Source organism: Sporolactobacillus sp. BBK16-2 (assembly GCF_059878335.1).
This window is the reverse complement of record NZ_CM187611.1, coordinates 881,393-898,294: the sequence shown is the minus strand read 5'-3', so window position 1 is coordinate 898,294 and position 16,902 is coordinate 881,393. Positions and strand designations below refer to the sequence as shown.

The 16,902-nt window shown below is 44.4% G+C and carries 15 protein-coding genes; 4 read left to right on the top strand and 11 right to left on the bottom strand.

Annotated features, from left to right (window positions below):
• Positions 1-17: 17 nt before the first annotated feature.
• The 4 genes from AC6F33_RS04495 to AC6F33_RS04480 are packed head-to-tail and all read left to right on the top strand — an operon-like array spanning position 18 to position 1,378.
• Complete coding sequence (locus tag AC6F33_RS04495; protein ID WP_255747547.1) at positions 18-608, top strand: TetR/AcrR family transcriptional regulator; 591 nt, start codon at positions 18-20, stop codon at positions 606-608.
• Positions 605-919 (top strand): carboxymuconolactone decarboxylase family protein, encoded by a 315-nt coding sequence (locus tag AC6F33_RS04490; RefSeq protein ID WP_255747548.1) that lies wholly within the window; start codon positions 605-607, stop codon positions 917-919. Before AC6F33_RS04495 ends, AC6F33_RS04490 begins: the two co-directional genes overlap by 4 nt.
• Positions 916-1,167 (top strand): zinc ribbon domain-containing protein, encoded by a 252-nt coding sequence (locus AC6F33_RS04485; protein WP_500777819.1) that lies wholly within the window; start codon positions 916-918, stop codon positions 1,165-1,167. Before AC6F33_RS04490 ends, AC6F33_RS04485 begins: the two co-directional genes overlap by 4 nt.
• Positions 1,160-1,378, top strand: coding sequence for a TfoX/Sxy family protein (locus tag AC6F33_RS04480; RefSeq protein ID WP_500777818.1), 219 nt, complete (start codon positions 1,160-1,162; stop codon positions 1,376-1,378). The genes AC6F33_RS04485 and AC6F33_RS04480 overlap by 8 nt, the downstream gene beginning before the upstream one ends.
• Before the next feature lie 125 nt (positions 1,379-1,503).
• Here the strand turns inward: AC6F33_RS04480 and AC6F33_RS04475 are convergent, their stop codons facing one another.
• The 11 genes from AC6F33_RS04475 to AC6F33_RS04425 form a co-directional block, all read right to left on the bottom strand.
• On the bottom strand, positions 1,504-2,961 hold the full coding sequence (locus AC6F33_RS04475) for an NCS1 family nucleobase:cation symporter-1 (RefSeq protein ID WP_480947656.1): 1,458 nt from the start codon (positions 2,959-2,961) through the stop codon (positions 1,504-1,506).
• A 345-nt stretch (positions 2,962-3,306) separates the two neighbouring features.
• Positions 3,307-4,659 (bottom strand): allantoinase, encoded by a 1,353-nt coding sequence (locus tag AC6F33_RS04470; protein WP_500777817.1) that lies wholly within the window; start codon positions 4,657-4,659, stop codon positions 3,307-3,309.
• Positions 4,660-4,701: 42 nt separating this feature from the next.
• The gene (locus tag AC6F33_RS04465) at positions 4,702-5,946 is read right to left on the bottom strand and encodes a pyridoxal-phosphate-dependent aminotransferase family protein (protein WP_177184672.1); all 1,245 of its coding nucleotides are present in this window, start codon (positions 5,944-5,946) and stop codon (positions 4,702-4,704) included.
• 29 nt (positions 5,947-5,975) lie between these two features.
• Positions 5,976-7,217 carry an allantoate deiminase gene (gene allC, locus AC6F33_RS04460; protein ID WP_093671279.1) on the bottom strand — a complete coding sequence of 414 codons (1,242 nt, stop codon included), beginning with the start codon at positions 7,215-7,217 and terminating at the stop codon, positions 5,976-5,978.
• A 132-nt stretch (positions 7,218-7,349) separates the two neighbouring features.
• A complete protein-coding gene (locus tag AC6F33_RS04455) occupies positions 7,350-9,005 on the bottom strand; it encodes a PucR family transcriptional regulator (RefSeq protein WP_245734107.1) in 1,656 nt (551 codons plus the stop codon).
• Positions 9,006-9,158: 153 nt separating this feature from the next.
• Positions 9,159-10,511, bottom strand: a complete 1,353-nt coding sequence (gene allB, locus AC6F33_RS04450) for an allantoinase AllB (RefSeq protein ID WP_093671281.1) — start codon at positions 10,509-10,511, stop codon at positions 9,159-9,161.
• 16 nt (positions 10,512-10,527) lie between these two features.
• Complete coding sequence (locus AC6F33_RS04445; protein WP_093671283.1) at positions 10,528-11,580, bottom strand: ABC transporter substrate-binding protein; 1,053 nt, start codon at positions 11,578-11,580, stop codon at positions 10,528-10,530.
• 32 nt (positions 11,581-11,612) lie between these two features.
• The gene (locus AC6F33_RS04440) at positions 11,613-12,476 is read right to left on the bottom strand and encodes an ABC transporter permease (protein WP_093671285.1); all 864 of its coding nucleotides are present in this window, start codon (positions 12,474-12,476) and stop codon (positions 11,613-11,615) included.
• Positions 12,477-12,522: 46 nt separating this feature from the next.
• A complete protein-coding gene (locus AC6F33_RS04435) occupies positions 12,523-13,269 on the bottom strand; it encodes an ABC transporter ATP-binding protein (RefSeq protein WP_500777816.1) in 747 nt (248 codons plus the stop codon).
• A gap of 587 nt (positions 13,270-13,856) precedes the next feature.
• Positions 13,857-15,026: an amidase gene (locus AC6F33_RS04430; RefSeq protein ID WP_480947664.1), complete on the bottom strand. Its 1,170-nt coding sequence runs from the start codon at positions 15,024-15,026 to the stop codon at positions 13,857-13,859.
• 139 nt (positions 15,027-15,165) lie between these two features.
• Positions 15,166-16,605 (bottom strand): glycoside hydrolase family 32 protein, encoded by a 1,440-nt coding sequence (locus AC6F33_RS04425; protein WP_500777815.1) that lies wholly within the window; start codon positions 16,603-16,605, stop codon positions 15,166-15,168.
• Between the last annotated feature and the right edge of the window lie 297 nt (positions 16,606-16,902).

Below are 16,902 nucleotides of genomic sequence, written 5' to 3'. Positions count from 1 at the left end.
GAGTGAGGAGTCATTTAATGAATAAGCGAGAGCAACAAAGACAGCAGACACGCGCAGCAATTCTTACGGCCGCCGAACATGTTTATGCAATCAATGGCTTTATACGTCCATCAACACAGATGATTGCCAAAGAAGCCGGTGTCGCTCATGGCACTGTCTTTCTTCATTTCCAATCACAGGAAAAATTAATCCTGGCAGTGATTGACAATTTAGGAACGGCACTAACGGCACAAATCCATGAATCATCGGAACCGGGACATTGTCTCAGTGACGTTTTGCAAACACATCTAACCGCGATTGAAGCAAGTGAATCACTTTACACCCATTTGATCATGGACTTGCAGCAATTGCCGGAAGAAGCACAACAAACAGTGATTGGTATTCAATCAGTGATTGCCCATCATTTGGATCAAGTCATGACTCAATTGAAGAATGAGAAAAAAATAAAGGATCTCCCCTTTTCGTTCCTATTCAACACATGGATCGGACTCATTCATTACTATCTGATGAACCGTAGGCTGTTTGCACCGCAAGGATCAGTCCTTGCTCTTTATAAAAACCAATTAATAGCAAATTTTTTAAAACTACTGGAGGTGGATTGTAAATGAATATGATGAATTTTTTTATGAAGGAAGCCCCTGAAGCCGCGCAAGCGTTTAATGGGCTCATCAGAACGCTATCAACATCAACAGGACTTGATCCAAAGACGAAACAGCTTATCTATATCTCCATGAAAGCATCGCAAGGAGATGCTGCCGCTGTTACCGCCCATACCCATATGGTGAAAAATCTTGGTGCTTCACGTGATGAACTAAAAGAAGCAATTTTAATGACGCTGACTGTATCTGGAATTAAAGGTGTTGCAACATGCCTGAAACCGGCACTTGATGTGTTTGATTCGGAGGTCGATGAAAAATGAAGCAATGTATTGCATGTGGTATGCCTATGAAAAATGTTGACGATTATCCACTTGGCGACACAACGAAAGACTATTGCAAATTTTGCGCACGGCCAGATGGGAGCATGCAAAGCTATGATGAAAAACTGGCATCTATGACCCAGTTCATCATAAGAACCCAAGGGCTCAATGCCAATGTCGCTCAAGAATCCGCAGCGTTCATGATGCGTAAGCTTCCTGCATGGAAAAAGAGCGATTCTCATGACTGAGCTACCCAGCCTCCCCAACCTCGGACCAGTACTTGTTAAGGAATTACATCGAATCCATATTCGCACTGCGGAAGAATTACGCGCTATGGGAAGTGAACAAGCCTTTCTAGCTATGAAGGTAAATGATCCATCCGCTTGTCTATGCAAGTTCTATGCACTTGAAGGCGCTGTTCGAGGAATACGCTGGCATGCGTTGTCCCCTGAAAGATAAAAAGAGTTGAAAAATTTTCTTGAAAATCATAAATAATACGGACGAATGTTCGAAAAAAAACATGAGTAAGCAGCAGCTCACTCATGTTTTCGTCCTATCTATTTATCTATAAAGTTAGGAAACCTTTACTCCGCTCCGGAAAATTCAGTGCTTGCGGCTACCTGTTCGCTCCGCATTATAGCACCATAAACGATTCCTGTGATCAGCACACCGATCGGCCATGAGAATGCGGCAACTGCTGAGAATACAGGGATGAGTGCCAGAGGAACCGTGATAATGATTCCTACAATAAATGCGATGAACGCTTTTACATGGTACCCGTTCTTATACCAGTATTCACCCTTTTTCTCTTCATACAATGCTTGCACATTGATCTTACCGCGCTTAATTAAATAGTAATCAACAATGATAATTGCGAAGATCGGTCCGAGAAAAGCGCCAAGTCCGCCGAGAAAATAGTTGACGGCAACCGGATTGCTGTACACTTGCCACGGCATGACAACGATTGAGAGAATCGAAGTAATCATCGCTCCGCGGCGAAAATTGATATGTTTCGGTGCAAGATTGGCAAAGTCATAAGCAGGAGATACAAGATTAGCAACGATATTCACACCCATTGTGGCAATGATAAAGACGATTGCGCCGATAACGAGGAAAAACGGATTGCTCACACGCTGAATGAGGAGAACCGGATCCGTTATCGCTTTCCCAAATACAGTAATGGTCCCGGCTGTCACAACAACAGAAGCCAGTGAAAAAGCGGTAAAGTTAACGGGCAGCCCCCAGAAATTCCCCCGTTTCGTTGTCTTCACTGAAGGTGAAAAGCGAGTAAAGTCACTGACATTCAGAATGATTGTTGAAAAATAGGCAATGACAAGTGAAATCGCACTGAAAAATTGAATCACTGCCTGTCCTGAAGAAATCTTTACAGGGCTGACACCGATGTTTATTTTTCCGCCTGCCTTGATCGCGATCCAGACGATTAAGATCAGCATCATCAGATAAACAACAGGACCGCAGAAGTTATCAAATTTACGAATAAATTCCATTCCATAATTAAATACAACGAACTGCAACAACCAAAGAAAGAGAAAACCGATCCATCCGGGAAGTGAAAGTCCAAGGAATGTGTAGCCCATCATTGATTTCATGTCCGGAAAGATAAGCAATAGAATCGCGACAACGGCAACTGATGAAAGGTACGTCTGAATTCCATACCAAAAAATAGCGATGAATCCGCGAATCAATGCAGGCACATTCCCGCCGAATACGCCAAATGAAATGCGCGACAGAACCGGATAAGGCACACCAAGCTTGGTTCCTGCAACACCGGTCATATTGGCAAGATACATGACAGCAAAAGCGCCAATGATTTCTGCAACAAGGACTTCCCAACCGGTCAATCCAAGAAAAAATAAGCCGGCTGCAAAAGTATAGGTACCGATACTGTGCACATCGGACATCCACATCGACAGTAAGCTGTAGGTCGTCCAGCGTCTTTCTTTGGCGGGAGCCAAATCTTCGTTATACAAGTGTGAACTCGGTTCCGTGATCGTCCCTTTAAAAATTTCATTTGAACCCATACTCATACCCTCCATCATCCAGAATATTTTGATATTAATAAGCAAATCAATTACCCAACTTCAGCCAATCTGTTTTTGGACATCCTAATCCCTTTTGATGAATCGTGCAGAAAATAATGTTTCTTCAACTCACAAAGTACGTTAAATAATATTACATAGATTATATTAAAGAGCATTTCTATGTTTGTCATTAGCTATAATATATAAAAAAGTAATTCTTTTTTGTACTAAGTTAACTATTCTCCTAGATGTATATATAAAATATGTCATATTTTATGACACAAATAAACCGTGTACACTTTATACACGGTCAATCCATTACTATAGATAGAGGCTATATTACAATTACTTTCCTGGACGGATCCATTTTCCCGCCGCTGCGCCGTTGATGCCATCCGCATTAGAGTAGACAACTGTCCCTCGATTAATCGTTGTCTGAATGCTCGAAGGGAAAACATGGCCCTCGTACAGGCTGAATTTATTCTTTTGATAAAGCTTATCTGTTGTTACCTGTTCAGGCTTATCAAGTGCTACAACCGCAAGGTCCGCATCAGCGCCTTTGCGGATTTCTCCCTTTTGCGCTGTGAGCCGAAAACGCTCCGCTGGTTGCTTCGCCGTCCAGTCTGCTACTTTAGTGAGCGGAAGATCATGAGTCAAGGCAATCTCAATCGCGCTTAATAACGAAAACTGACCGCCGCTAATGCCGCCCCAGGCGGTAAATATGCTGTCTGTCTGCTTGTCTTTCCATTCACATGGCGAATGATCAGAGGAGACCAGGTCAATCTGTCCTTGAATCAGAAGATTGACCAAACCACTCCGTTCAGCTTCCGAACGAAGCGGAGGTGCACATTTCCCCACAACACCGATCTTGCGAAAATCCTCATGACTATAAAGCAAATAGTGCGGGCAGGTTTCAAGCGTAACGTCCTGCCCTCTCTTTTTGGCGGCTTGAATTAATGCAACGGCCTCAACCGTACTGATATGAACAAAATGTAGTGGACAGCCGGTCACCTCAGCGAATGTCAAGGCTCGTGAAACAGCCTCAGTTTCCGCCTGGACAGGGCGAGATTCTGCATAGTCATCATACCCCGTTAACCCTTTAGCTTCTTTTTCCTTTTGAAGAAAAGTGACGAGCGGGGCGCTTTCCGAGTGAAGGGCGAGCACGGATCCGGTTTTTGCAATGCGCTTCATCCCTTCAAGGAGTGATTCATCATCAACAGAATGAAAATAGGGATTTCCTGAAGGAGATAAAAATGCTTTAAACCCGATCGCGCCAGCATCGGCCAGATCAGCCAAGTCATTCAGATTCTCCGGAACAAGCCCGCCCCAAAGGCCAAAGTCAATGTGTGACTTTGCTTCACCAACCGCCACTTTATCAACAAATGCTTCTTTAGTAACTGTTGAAGGAATACCATTAAGCGGCATATCAAAAAAGGTGGTGCAACCGCCGGCGGCAAGCATTGCCGAACCGGTTTCAAAGCCTTCCCAATTCTCTCGGCCCGGCTCATCAAAGTGAACATGAACATCAATCATTCCAGGAAAAACGGTCATCCCTTCAGCATTGACGACTTGTTTTGCTTCTCCATCCAATACCTGACCCAGTGCTGTGATTTTTCCGTTGTTAATACCGATATCGAGTCTTTTCACTTCATTCGACAGCACAACATCACCATTTTTGATCAGCAAATCATAAGGCACAGCCTTCATCTCCCTTAAAATGAAAACAATCCGAATTGTTATTTAATCCGCTGCCTCATCATAAACATCCATCGCCGCCTGCAGCCCTTCTCCGCGATTGACGGAGACACCGCAACGAATCAACGAAGCTTCCAATCCGGCAAGAACCGTGAGCACATTATCCTTGCGGCAGCCGTAGCCCATTGTACCGATTCGCCAAATCTTCCCTTGAAGAGAGCCGAATGAGCCGGCAATTTCAATACCAAATTGAGTCAACAATACATTTCGTACCTCATCTGCATTCGCGCCTTCAGGAACCGACACGCAGGTGACTGTCGGCATTTTGCAATCCGGATCTCCGAACAAGTCAAGTCCCATGGCTTCAATGCCTGCCGCCAACGCTTTTTCATTTAATTTGTGCCGTGCAAAACGCTTCGCCAGCCCTTCATCCAAAACAATCCGCAGCCCCTCATGCAGCGCGTATTCCATTGATGTCGCCTCAGTATGATGATTCAGCCTGCGTTCGCTCCAATAGTCCTGAAGCTGACTCAAGTCAAAATAATTGCTTCGGATCGGGCTGACGGCAGCTGCCTGTTGATCTGACTCGGTCGCAATTCCACGCTCAACCTTCTTCCTGCTCAAAATCACGTGTTCCACTCGTTCGTTGTATGTGATCGGCGTTATTCCAGATGGTACGGAAAGACATTTTTGCGCGCCGCCGATCACCGCGTCAAGGCACCATTCATCAGCGCGGACATCGGCACCGCCGAACGTCGCCACACTATCGACGACGAGCAGCGCATTCAATTCTCGGCATGCATGGCCGATTTCAGACAGAGGCTGCATCCGTCCGGTCGACGTTTCCCCGTGAACCAGTGCTACGACTTTAGGTTGAACCTTCTTGATTTCCGCAATGACGTCCTGCGGATCAAAAACCGTTCCCCACGGGCAGGTCATCGTATGAATTTCCGCGCCGTAACGCTCACCGATTTCAACAAACAAATCGCCAAAACGACCATAGATCGGGACAAGCATCCGATCCCCCGGTTCTATGAGACTAGCAATGACCGCCTCAAGTCCGGCCCGCGAGGTTCCATCAATCGGATAAGCCCACTGGTTTTTTGTTTGAAAAGCCTCGCGCAGCATAGCCATTACTTCGTTCATGACCTGCGTAAACGCCGGATCGAACTGCCCGAGAATCGGCATCGACATCGCGCGCAGCACGCGCGGATCAACCTCAACCGGTCCCGGAGTCATAATTTTACGCGGAGGTACTTTTAGCATGCGTTGTTCCATCGTTGTTTCCATAGTTCCACTCTTTTCCGCAAGTAAATGATTTAATAAGCCATTTCACGCAAAATTTTCATCAGCATACGTACACCGGTTTCCAAATCTTCCAGCTTCGTAAATTCCTTAGGCGAATGACTGATGCCATTGTGACTGGGTACAAACATCATCGCCGTTGGACAGTAGGTGCCGAAGATCTGCGAATCATGGCCCGCACCGCTCACCATTGTTTTAAATGGAATGCCTGCCTTCCGCGCAAGCGACACATGGCGCTGTGTCATGGCCGGATCCATCTTCACCGGTGCATCATCAAGCCATGTTTTACTATCCAGATCAACAGACTCTTTTTCCGCAATCAACCGGAATTTCTCAAGCTCTTTCGTGCAGAAATCATGGAGAACATCATATTCATGATGACGGACATCGAGTGCAAACGTGCAACCGCCTGGAATAACGTTCCCGACATTAGGCTGGATGCTTATCTGGCCCACCGTAGCCACAAGTCCGTTGTTCTGCTCTTTCGCGTGACTAATGACATCGGAAATCATTTGCGATGCGGCGTACAGAGCATCCCGGCGACCGGTCATAGGCGTCGTTCCCGCATGATTGCTCTCTCCGGAAAGGTGAATAATCATGCGTTTCATTCCAACAATGTGACTGACCGGCGCCCACGCCAAATGCTCACGCTCCAGGATCTGTCCCTGCTCGATATGCGTTTCCAAAAAACAGGCGATATCCTCGCGTCTTGCCGCCGGATATTTGCCTTGACCGAATCCCATTAGGCGCATGGCAGCCTCAAGCGTCACGCCCTGTCCATCCGTCACTGTAGTGGCGTCGCTCAATTGATAGCGTCCGGTGATCGATCCGGATCCCCAAAAGGCTAAGTGAAATCGACTGCCTTCTTCTTCGCAAAGCGCGACAGTTTCGATTGTTTTTTTGGGCGCGCCATATTCTTGCTTCAGTCTGCTGACCGCAATCATCGCCGCAAGTACGCCAAAGGCTCCGTCATATTTTCCTCCGTCAACAACTGTATCAATATGCGATCCTGTAAGAATCACACGATCACGTTCTTCTGTTCCTTCCACTCTTCCAAAAACATTACCGACATCATCAAAGCGAGCGGATAACCCCATTTCTTCCATTTTCTGCTTTACAGCGGTTTGCGCTTTCAGCCATGAATCGCTATAAAGCAAGCGTGTCACACCGCCATTGTCGGTTCGTCCAATCTGCCCTAACCAATTGATTCGTTCAGCGATCTCTTCCGTTAACGGCGCTGAGGTTCGAAAAGCCATCTGACGAGCCCTCTTTCTATGTGAAGTTACGTAACATGTATCGAACAGCTTCATTTTAGCAAATTTTTAAAATGCGACCATTGACACAATCTCTATTTTTTTCATCAAAGTTCAGTTAAACTGCACAATTACTCATTGCGAGTAATCCATTTCATTTGATTCATCAAGGAGCGATTTTAAGCGAAATGCAAAACGAATCAAGAAACCCGTCTCAGGATCCTTCAAATCCGTACCGAGAAGCTGTTCGCATTTATCAATCCGGTAGATAACGGTATTCCGATGAATAAATAATTTCTTAGCCGTCTCGGATATCTGACAATTCGACTCAAAAAAGACAATGAGCGTATGGAATAGTTCCTTATCCTCTTCCCTCTCTGGAAACGCCAACCCTTGAAATGTTTCACGATACAGCTTGTTCAAATCATCCAATGGCACCATGCGCAACAAGTCGGAAAAACCTTTGGAATGATAGATTTGAATAAATTTACGACGTCCGGAACGCAAGCCCGATTGCAACGCATCGACCGCTGACTGATACGCCCGCGACAAGTCGGAGAGATCCACACAAAGATTACTAAATCCGAAAGAAATAGTTTCAGAAAAAAATTGTTCCACTCGTTTCTGAACTCTGCTCAGGTAAGGCAAGAGCCGCCGCGGACCATCGACCCATCCTTCCCCTACGACAAACAAGCAAATACAGAAACTATCTTTCACAAAAAAGTAGCCGTTAAAAGGCAAATTTTCCATTTCTCCTTCGATAAACTCGCTGACCTCATTCGTTTTCATTCTGAACTTTGTAAAACTCGTCCGGCTGTCGTCAAGATCAAGCTTCCCAACAACGACAATCATCTTCTGCTCATTGGACATGCCAAACTCGCGCGCACGATTAATGATTCCATCCTTGGATGTAAACTCTCCTGTGACAAGCTTCGATAAGTAGGCGTCGCGAATTTTCCGTTCGCTCTGCTTTAATGCCTCATCCTTCATGAGTTCGAAGGCAAGAACATTGGCCGCCTGCTCAATAGTCAGTACCATGATTCGTTCTTCTTGTGGGACGAATCCTTCTATAATTAAAAAATGACGCTTCGTTTTATACGTATAGAGAGGGAACAAGGTAAACGCTTGGTGCGATTTTGTGACGCAAAATGCATTATAAGGTTCCTTCATTTGTGCAAAGGATGAACCGACCTGCCTGAGTATGTGAAAACGATCCGCTCCATCTTTTTCACTCGCATCACTTGAAACCGCAATTGGTTTAAAAAACGTATCCAGAAGAGCAGCAGGACAACCGATAATTTTCGACAAATCCTGTAAAAGTCGCGCAACGCCCTCTCCGCTCATAATGTGATTAGAAAATTGCTGATGCGTATCAATGGCAAGCTGCAGTTCTTCCGTGCGCGCGTGAAGAATCGAGGTCAGTGTTTGATTAACGATATCAACCAGAGGGATGCGATTTGGAATATAGATCAAGGGGAAGTTAATCCGATCGGCAAGTTCGATTACTTCATTCGGTATCCCATTCATGAATCGATCCGTTTTAATACCGAGTGCTGCGCAGCCCTTCATTGCCATTTTTTCGACAAGCTCAAGAAAGAAGTCACTCCGATTTTGCAAATGGTATCCAGAAGTAACGAGCCAGTCATTTGGCTTCAAATAATCAATAATATCCGGTGCGTCCATCATATTGATGTTGCGAATTTCCCTTTCTCCGCCTTTTTCTCCTGCAATCCATTTAAATCCTTTGAAAACGGGTTCGAAAAAAATATCGCGCACTTTCAAAATGAACACTCCAATCCACATCCTTGTTACTCATCATTGAACCATTTTTCGAATGTTTTGTCGATTGCATGTCAAAAAAGGGTTATCAAAACAATTTGATTAGCAGAAAAAACGCGCCTTATTTACACGATCAAAGACGCGTTTAGTTTCTATGAATGCTCATCAACGTTCTCTTCTAAGCAGCTTGCCTTCTCCAGACTTCCCAACCACCGTTCTGTTTTCTGTAATCACTTGACCACGCAAAATTGTACAGATGGGCAGCCCCACTCCTTTATAGCCAATAAAGGCGGATTGCTTATTTAAATAGGCTAACTGATCTTCTTTGATCTCCCACTCTATTTTGGGATCAACAAGAACAAAGTCAGCATCATATCCTGGGGTTAGTTCGCCCTTTCGCTTACTAATGCCAAAGACTTCTGCAGGATTTCGAGACATCATTCTTGAGAGGATGGTTGGGGACCATCCTCTTTTCTTTATTTCGTGAAACATAACCTGCAAACTTGTCTGGACGCCACTAATCCCGCCCCATGCTTTAAAGGAACCTTCAGTTTCCGACTTCTCCTTCGGCGCACAGGGAGAATGGTCACTCGCGATTAAATCTAACGTACCGTCCTTCACATAATCCCAAAGACTCTCACTTGCCTCTTTACTTCTTAACGGAGGTGCGCATTTAAAATACATCCCTTTTTCAAGAAACTGTTTCGTATTGAAAACCAAGTAGTGCGGACACGTTTCAGCAGTAATCGGAACGCCTTCATACTTTGCGCGCTTGATGGCTTCAGCTACCAACGGATGTGACACATGGCAAATGTGCACGCGTGTGCCGATTTCACGTGACAGTTCGATGATTGATTGTACAGCAATTAATTCAGCAACCACAGGTCGAGCCTGTAAGTAGTCTTCTCGCGATGTTTTCCCTTTCCTAACAGCAGTTGTTTCATTATAAGAAATGATGCCAAAGTCTTCACAATGAAAACCGGCAAGTCCATTAAATTCTTTGATGATTTCTAGTCCTTTTCGGACTCTGCCATAATCAAGCGACGTATAATCGTTTGATACAGGAGCGAGGAATGATTTAAACGATGTCACTCCGCACTCATTTAATTCTCTGAGCTTGTCAAGATTGTCATTAATCATTCCGCCCCAGAATGCATAATCGATATATGCCTTTTTCTTTAACAACTGATGTTTTCGTTCAAAAATGGTTTGATCCGTTAATGCCGGTTCATTTTGAAGCGGCATATCGACAACCGTTGTTATTCCACCAAGCGCAGCAGCCTGCGTCGCATGAGAAAAATCTTCACGCCATTCAAAGCCAGGATCATTAAAATGCACATGTGCGTCAATCAGTCCTGGGAAAAGAAAGGCATGATCAGCATCAATGACTGAATGTGCAAGTTCGGTCGTATCCGCTGGCAGCAGCGCTCCGATCTTTTCCCCGCTCACCGCAACACTGCCTGAAAACATACGCTCCGCTGTAACAATGTTTGCGTTTTTTATGATTAAATCAAACAAAGAGGGTCACTCCCGTTTATTCATTTACTTCAATTAATTTGTTGCCCACTTTTTTTAGCAAACTGGTTGAGGAATAACTGTTTAATGCCGGTACTTCTTTAATGTTTTTATTTGCCTTCATAAAATTCCCCATAACACTCGCACTGTCTGTAAAATCTTTGTTCCAAGCCATCGAATAATTATTTTTTGCCATGATTCTTTTTGCATCGCTCGTTGAAATTTTAATCTTTTTCGCAACTATTTCTGCAGCTTCATCCGGATGTTCATTAATAAATGCTGTAGCTTTATTTAACGCACGCAAAAATTTCACTGCTTGATCCGGATGCTCTTTATAAAACGTATCAGACACAGCCACGGTCATATAAAAGTTGAGCCAATTAACATCGCCTTGTTTATCTGGCAAATATGACTTCTTACCCGTAAACAGTATCTTTCCGCCGGCAGCAACAGCTTTTCCTACCCAAGGCTCCCATACGGCTATAGCGTCCACATTACCTTTTTCAAGAGCAGTCAACTGATCGGCGGCTTGTAGATTGACAAATTTGATTTTGTTGTAATCGACACCGAGTTCCTTGCACATACTCTGGATCGCGATGATGACTCCGGATCCGGTTGTGGCCCCAATTTTCAAATTTTCGAGATCTTTAGCAGACTTTATTTTCAAACCTTTGCGTGCGACAACACTTTGTGTGTTCCCAGCATTAGCGAGCGGAGCAATTAATTTTGCGTTGACACCATTCGCCGCTACCGAAATATTATTGTAAATGGAGCCGAAAATCACTTGGGCGCTGCCGCTTGAAATAAGCGAAGCGTTCTGATCCGGACCAGCCATAAGATGGTTTTTAACCGCTAAGCCCTCTTCTTTAAAATAGCCTTTTTCTTGAGCGATGATTTGTTGTCCGGAAACTTGCGGATCAAGTTCGCCATACGCTTGAATGACATTTGATTTATTACTTGATGAATTTTCCGATTTAGTTGACGATGAAGAGCATCCCGCCGTAAACACAGAGATTACGAGCAGCAATACAGCTACCAAGACGAATGATTTACGCTTCATAAATGATTTCATTGTTTGTGATTTCCTCTTTTCATGTTTTTATTTTAACGTTCAACCGCGCTTTGAATTCCATCCTTTCTCCACCGAAATAGAACAGATTCCAAAAAGAGCAACATATAATTAAAGAGCGTATAGAGCAAGCCGATCAGCATACACGACATAAACATGTCATCTAACTTAAACCAGTTTCTTGCATTCACAATAATAAAACCAAGTCCTTCACTTGATCCCATCATCTCAGCAACAATTAACGCACCAAAAGCAAGAGCAAGACTGATTCGCATTCCGACAAAAACATTGGGAAGTGCTGCCCTTAAAATAACGCGGGTAAAGATTTGATAACGTGTTGCTCCTAACGTCATTGCGCTTCGGATCCATGTAGGATTGACATTTTTGATACCATCCATCGTATAAGTTGATACGGGTAAAAAAGTCGCATAGGCAATCAACATAACCTTCGACAGTTCACTAATTCCAAACCAAATCATAAAGATTGGAAGAAAAGCGAACACGGGAATAGGACCCAGCATGTTGAGCACAGGACTAATCAAATCGTTTGATAATCTTGATTGACTCATCACAATGCCAAGAAGAACACCGAAGAGCGAGCCAAGCGCAAATCCGGCCAACACTCGAGTGACGCTGGCTCCGATCGCTTGAATCAGCATCCCGTCGAGCAGATAGCCCCATGTTGTATGTAGAACAATCATTGGCGACGGAAAAAATTGAGGATTGAACCAAATAAAATATGCATTCATAGCACTGAAAAATTGCCAGAGCAAAAAGAATACGATTAATGAAAGCGCCTGAACATATTTTGAATGATTCTTTCGACTTGCACGTTTACCAGACGGCATTGGTTTATTGACGACAGCTTGGATTGGGCTTTGCGTCAGTTCATCAATCATTGTGTCACCCCTAGTAGTTCTTATGATTCACACGATAATCAGCATATCAATCCATGACAAGTTCATTTTGTTCAAACAATACTTTTTCGAATTTCTTTGTATAGTCAATGAACTGAGATGCATGAACGGAGCGCGGACGCTCCATTTCAATTTTTTCATCCATACAAATACTGCCTTCTTTTAATACAATGACTCGATCTGCCAAGTAGACAGCCTCAGCAATGCTATGGGTAATAAATATGACTGTTTTTTTCGTCTCTTTCCAAATTCGCAGTATTTCAATTCTCATCTTTTCTCGAGTCATCGCATCAAGTGCGCCAAGGGGCTCATCCATCAAAAGCAGCTGCGGATTCGTAGCGAGCGCTCTTGCAATACCGACTCTCTGAGCCATGCCGCCGGATAGGCTGGAAGGATACGTTTTTTCATAGCCTTCAAGACCTACCATTCTAATCAAGCGTTTTGCGATACGATAGGCATCCTTATTTTTTAACGCTTTAGGGCCAAATGCGACATTATCTAAGATGTTATACCACGGAAACAGACCATGATCTTGAAACACAACGCCTCTTTGTGCCGAAGGTTTTGAAACAAGCTGTCCGTTGACGCTTATTTCACCCTTATCCGGTTTAATAAATCCCGCCAGCAAGTTTAACAAGGTCGATTTGCCACAACCGCTGTGACCGAGTACACAAACAAATTCATTTTCATTGATCTCAAAGCTCACATCATTTAGAACATATTTTCCAGAGTTACCATAGGATTTAAAAAGATTCCTCACATTAACAAATGGCACTTTTCTACCTCCTTCGCTTTAATTTTTTCATGTTCAATTGTTCGCCATGATCAATTATCTAATAAATCATAAATTAATAATAATTCTAACAGTACATGCATGTCATTATTCATAACATACAAAATGTGAATATAATATTGTGTAACTTAAACATACATATACCGTTAAATAAGATAACAGTTGGTGACATAAGAAAAACCGGACAAAAAAACGCCCGGTCCTTACTTCCGCAGGATGCGGTGGCTTTCGCGTTGCATACAGGACGTATGCGTGATTAGCGAAAGTTCCTTTGTCATGTGTGATTGGTTTGTGTCTTTACGGTGCTGAATCATCGCTTCGGTTGCTCGCATCAACTGAGCGCGACCGCGGGCGCACCGCGAGCCTCCTCAGACAAGCAGAAATCTGCGGGGTCTCGCTGGCACCTGATCCCGCAGGCGTCTCGCACCTCCGCTTTGATTCTCGGCCAAGACACTGGTTTATTCGTTTAAATACGGGGCAACATCTTATACTTATCTTGTAAAAAAGCCCCTGAGCCAGCAGTCTGTTTGTTCACTGCATACTCATAGGGCTTTTGATTAATTTTATAATTAGAAATAATTTTTGATATATTGGAGCAGCTTTCGGTCAGTTCCATACCCAGAAACAAAAGACAAACCGATCGGATGGCCATGGTCATTGAGCGGAACGGTCACTTGCGGCAAACCCGATACGCCGGCGATACAGGTTAGTTTCATCGTTCGGGCACGTATTTTTTCGCTCTCTTCAAAGCTGGCATCGCGTTTCGGGGCCGGTCCGTATGTGGTTGGAATGATCAGAATACCATTTGCGCCGAGAAATGCGCGGATTTTTTCTGTAAACTGCTGTTTTAATTGTGAGGCATGGTGATAAGCTGCGTCCTTTTTCATTTTTGAAGCCGCTATAAAGCGTCCGCCAACATCTTTCGCAAAGTGCGGATGATACCGTTCAATCCACTCTCCATGCGACTGCCAAGCTTCATAGCCTTGTAAGATCCGAAAGGTTTCCGCAAGCTCAGCAGGCGTTGCTTCTGGAAGAGAAGCGGTTTCTAATTGCCCAGACGAAAAGTGTTCATTGATAAACGCATGCAACACTTCTTGGGCGGACTCGGAATCAACTTGATCCCAAGCTTCGCTTAAAAGGTAGAAGCGTTGAAAGGAAGCTGTGGAGTCTGATTCAGGAAGCAAACATTGGCCCACCCGTTCGAGAACATCTGCATCCCGAGCCATCCAGCCTACCGTGTCAAAACTTGGTGCAAGCGGAACAACACCTTCCAAGGATACCAGATTATGCGACGGACGCATGCCAAACAAGCCGCAATATGCGGATGGTATACGCACCGAACCGCCTGTATCGGTACCAAGCGCAAAATCGACAGCTCCGGATGATACGGCAACTGCCGATCCGCTTGATGATCCGCCTGAGAAGGCATCGGGTACACGCGGATTCATTGTCGGCGGATAATGGATATTGTCTCCCTTGAGACTGTACATCAGTTCATCCGTTACCGTCATGCCACGCAGCAGAGCACCTTGCTCCAATAGTTTTCGGATGACAGGTGCATGCGCCTTGGCAGCTTGATGCGTTGTTGCCCAAAGCGGATTGCCCGCACTGTTCACATGTCCTTTAACAGCAAATATATCCTTTGCCGCGAACATCAGCTCATTGAGCTGCCCGCTGCCTGTAGACGGAACATTCATCCCATCTTTTGTAAAAGCACCGAATGTCTCGTGCATGTCCATAATCAAGCCCCCTCAATTAAAGCAAAAAAATACAATTATGATCAGAATAATAGAAAACAGCCGGCTTGTCATGATCTAACATGACCAAACACAGCTGATTTTGATGGACACAACGCACATTTGCAGTGTCTATTAATCTTTATTCTTCATTCCAAATATCTTTGAGTGACCATGAATGCATGTTTTGCACGGTTAATCGCCCACCACTGGCAAATAACTGCACGCCTTGATTTTGTTCTGTTGGATAGATTCTGCTGGTCATGACTTTCTCTCCGTCATTCACAAACACTTCTACTGAAGAACGATCCAAATAGATTCTGAGTTTGAGAGAATCACGCTTAGGGAGTTTGGTACGCCGCGTGCCGCCTGATCCGGTACCGCTTTTTGATCGGTCAAATGTCAGGACACAATTTGCGGCATCATACTCAAGCACCGTCTCCTCTGTTTTTCCGCAGCGTAATTTAATGCCAAAACAATCTGCATCGGACTCGTGAAGATCAACGAGTAGTTCAAGTTCAAGCAAGTCATCGTCCAGCTGATTTAATGTGTGACTTCCGGAAACCTGTAGATTTTCCGCGTTCATTCGTTCATTTTTTCTCAGGTGAACGAGCTCAGCGACTGGAGTCATGCGAATGTTCCCATCTGCGCCAAGACGCAGCTCGCGCGGCAAGGTCAGCGCACCGGCCCAGCCTTCCGCTTGTTCGGGCATAGGCGATTCCCACATGTCCATCCAACCGATCACAATTCGCCGTCCGGAATGATCTTGAAAGGACTGAGCCGCGTAAAAGTCATGGCCGTTGTCCAATTCTTTGAAATGTCCGTAGTTGAATTGCAAATGCTCATAATCAAAATTTCCAACGAAATAGCCGGTTTGATACAGGTTTTGGTACAAATCATTTTCAGATTCAATGCCTTGCGGCGAAATCATGAGGATATGCTTGCCGTCAATTTCAAAGAAATCTGGACATTCCCACATATAGCCCAAATTTTTGCCACTCTGCGCCAGGACACCAAGATAGGTCCAATTTTTCAGATCGCTCGAGCGATACAAGACCACTTTTCCAACACGGTCCTTGCATGTTCCGGCAATTAAATAGAAATGATCACCTCTTCGCCACACCTTTGGGTCGCGAAAATCACCGGATCCTTCTTTAGGATGTGTTGCGATGATCGGGTTTTCCGTAGACTTTTCAAAATTGATACCATCTTTGCTCACGGCAAGGCATTGAACCTGATCGGAACTCTTTTTTGCATCGTCTGCATAGCGATGTCCCGTGTAAATTAAGCACAGCTTACCATCTTTTTCAATAGCGCTCCCAGAGAAACAGCCGTCACGATCAAAGGAATCGCCGGGAGTGAGCGCAATCGGGTAATGCTTCCAATGAACAAGATCACGACTTGCGACATGGCCCCAATGCATCGGCCCCCATTCAACACCATTTGGGTAATGCTGAAAAAATACATGATACATGCCCTGATATTGTACAAGCCCATTGGGATCGTTTATCCATCCGGATGGTGCCATAATATGATAGCCGAGCCGCCATCTCTTTTTTTCTTTCGCCTGTTTGAAAACCATAGGTACACTCCATTCGTTTCAATAAATAAATGCTTATATTTTTATAAATGTCATTCGGTTGACAATATAACGATACCGTTACTCATTTAAGTATGCATGCATGGATCAGAGATCGCCAGCCCATTTTGCATTTACCAATAATTTTCCATTACAAAATATAGATGAGCGTTTTTTTACAAGGGTTCAGATTCGCTTTTATCCGCAAAATTTCATACAATTGACACATATTACGTTTTTTATGAACTTGGCGATACTAATGAGTAGCACTTTTCACGAGTTATCGCCAACAATCGGAGG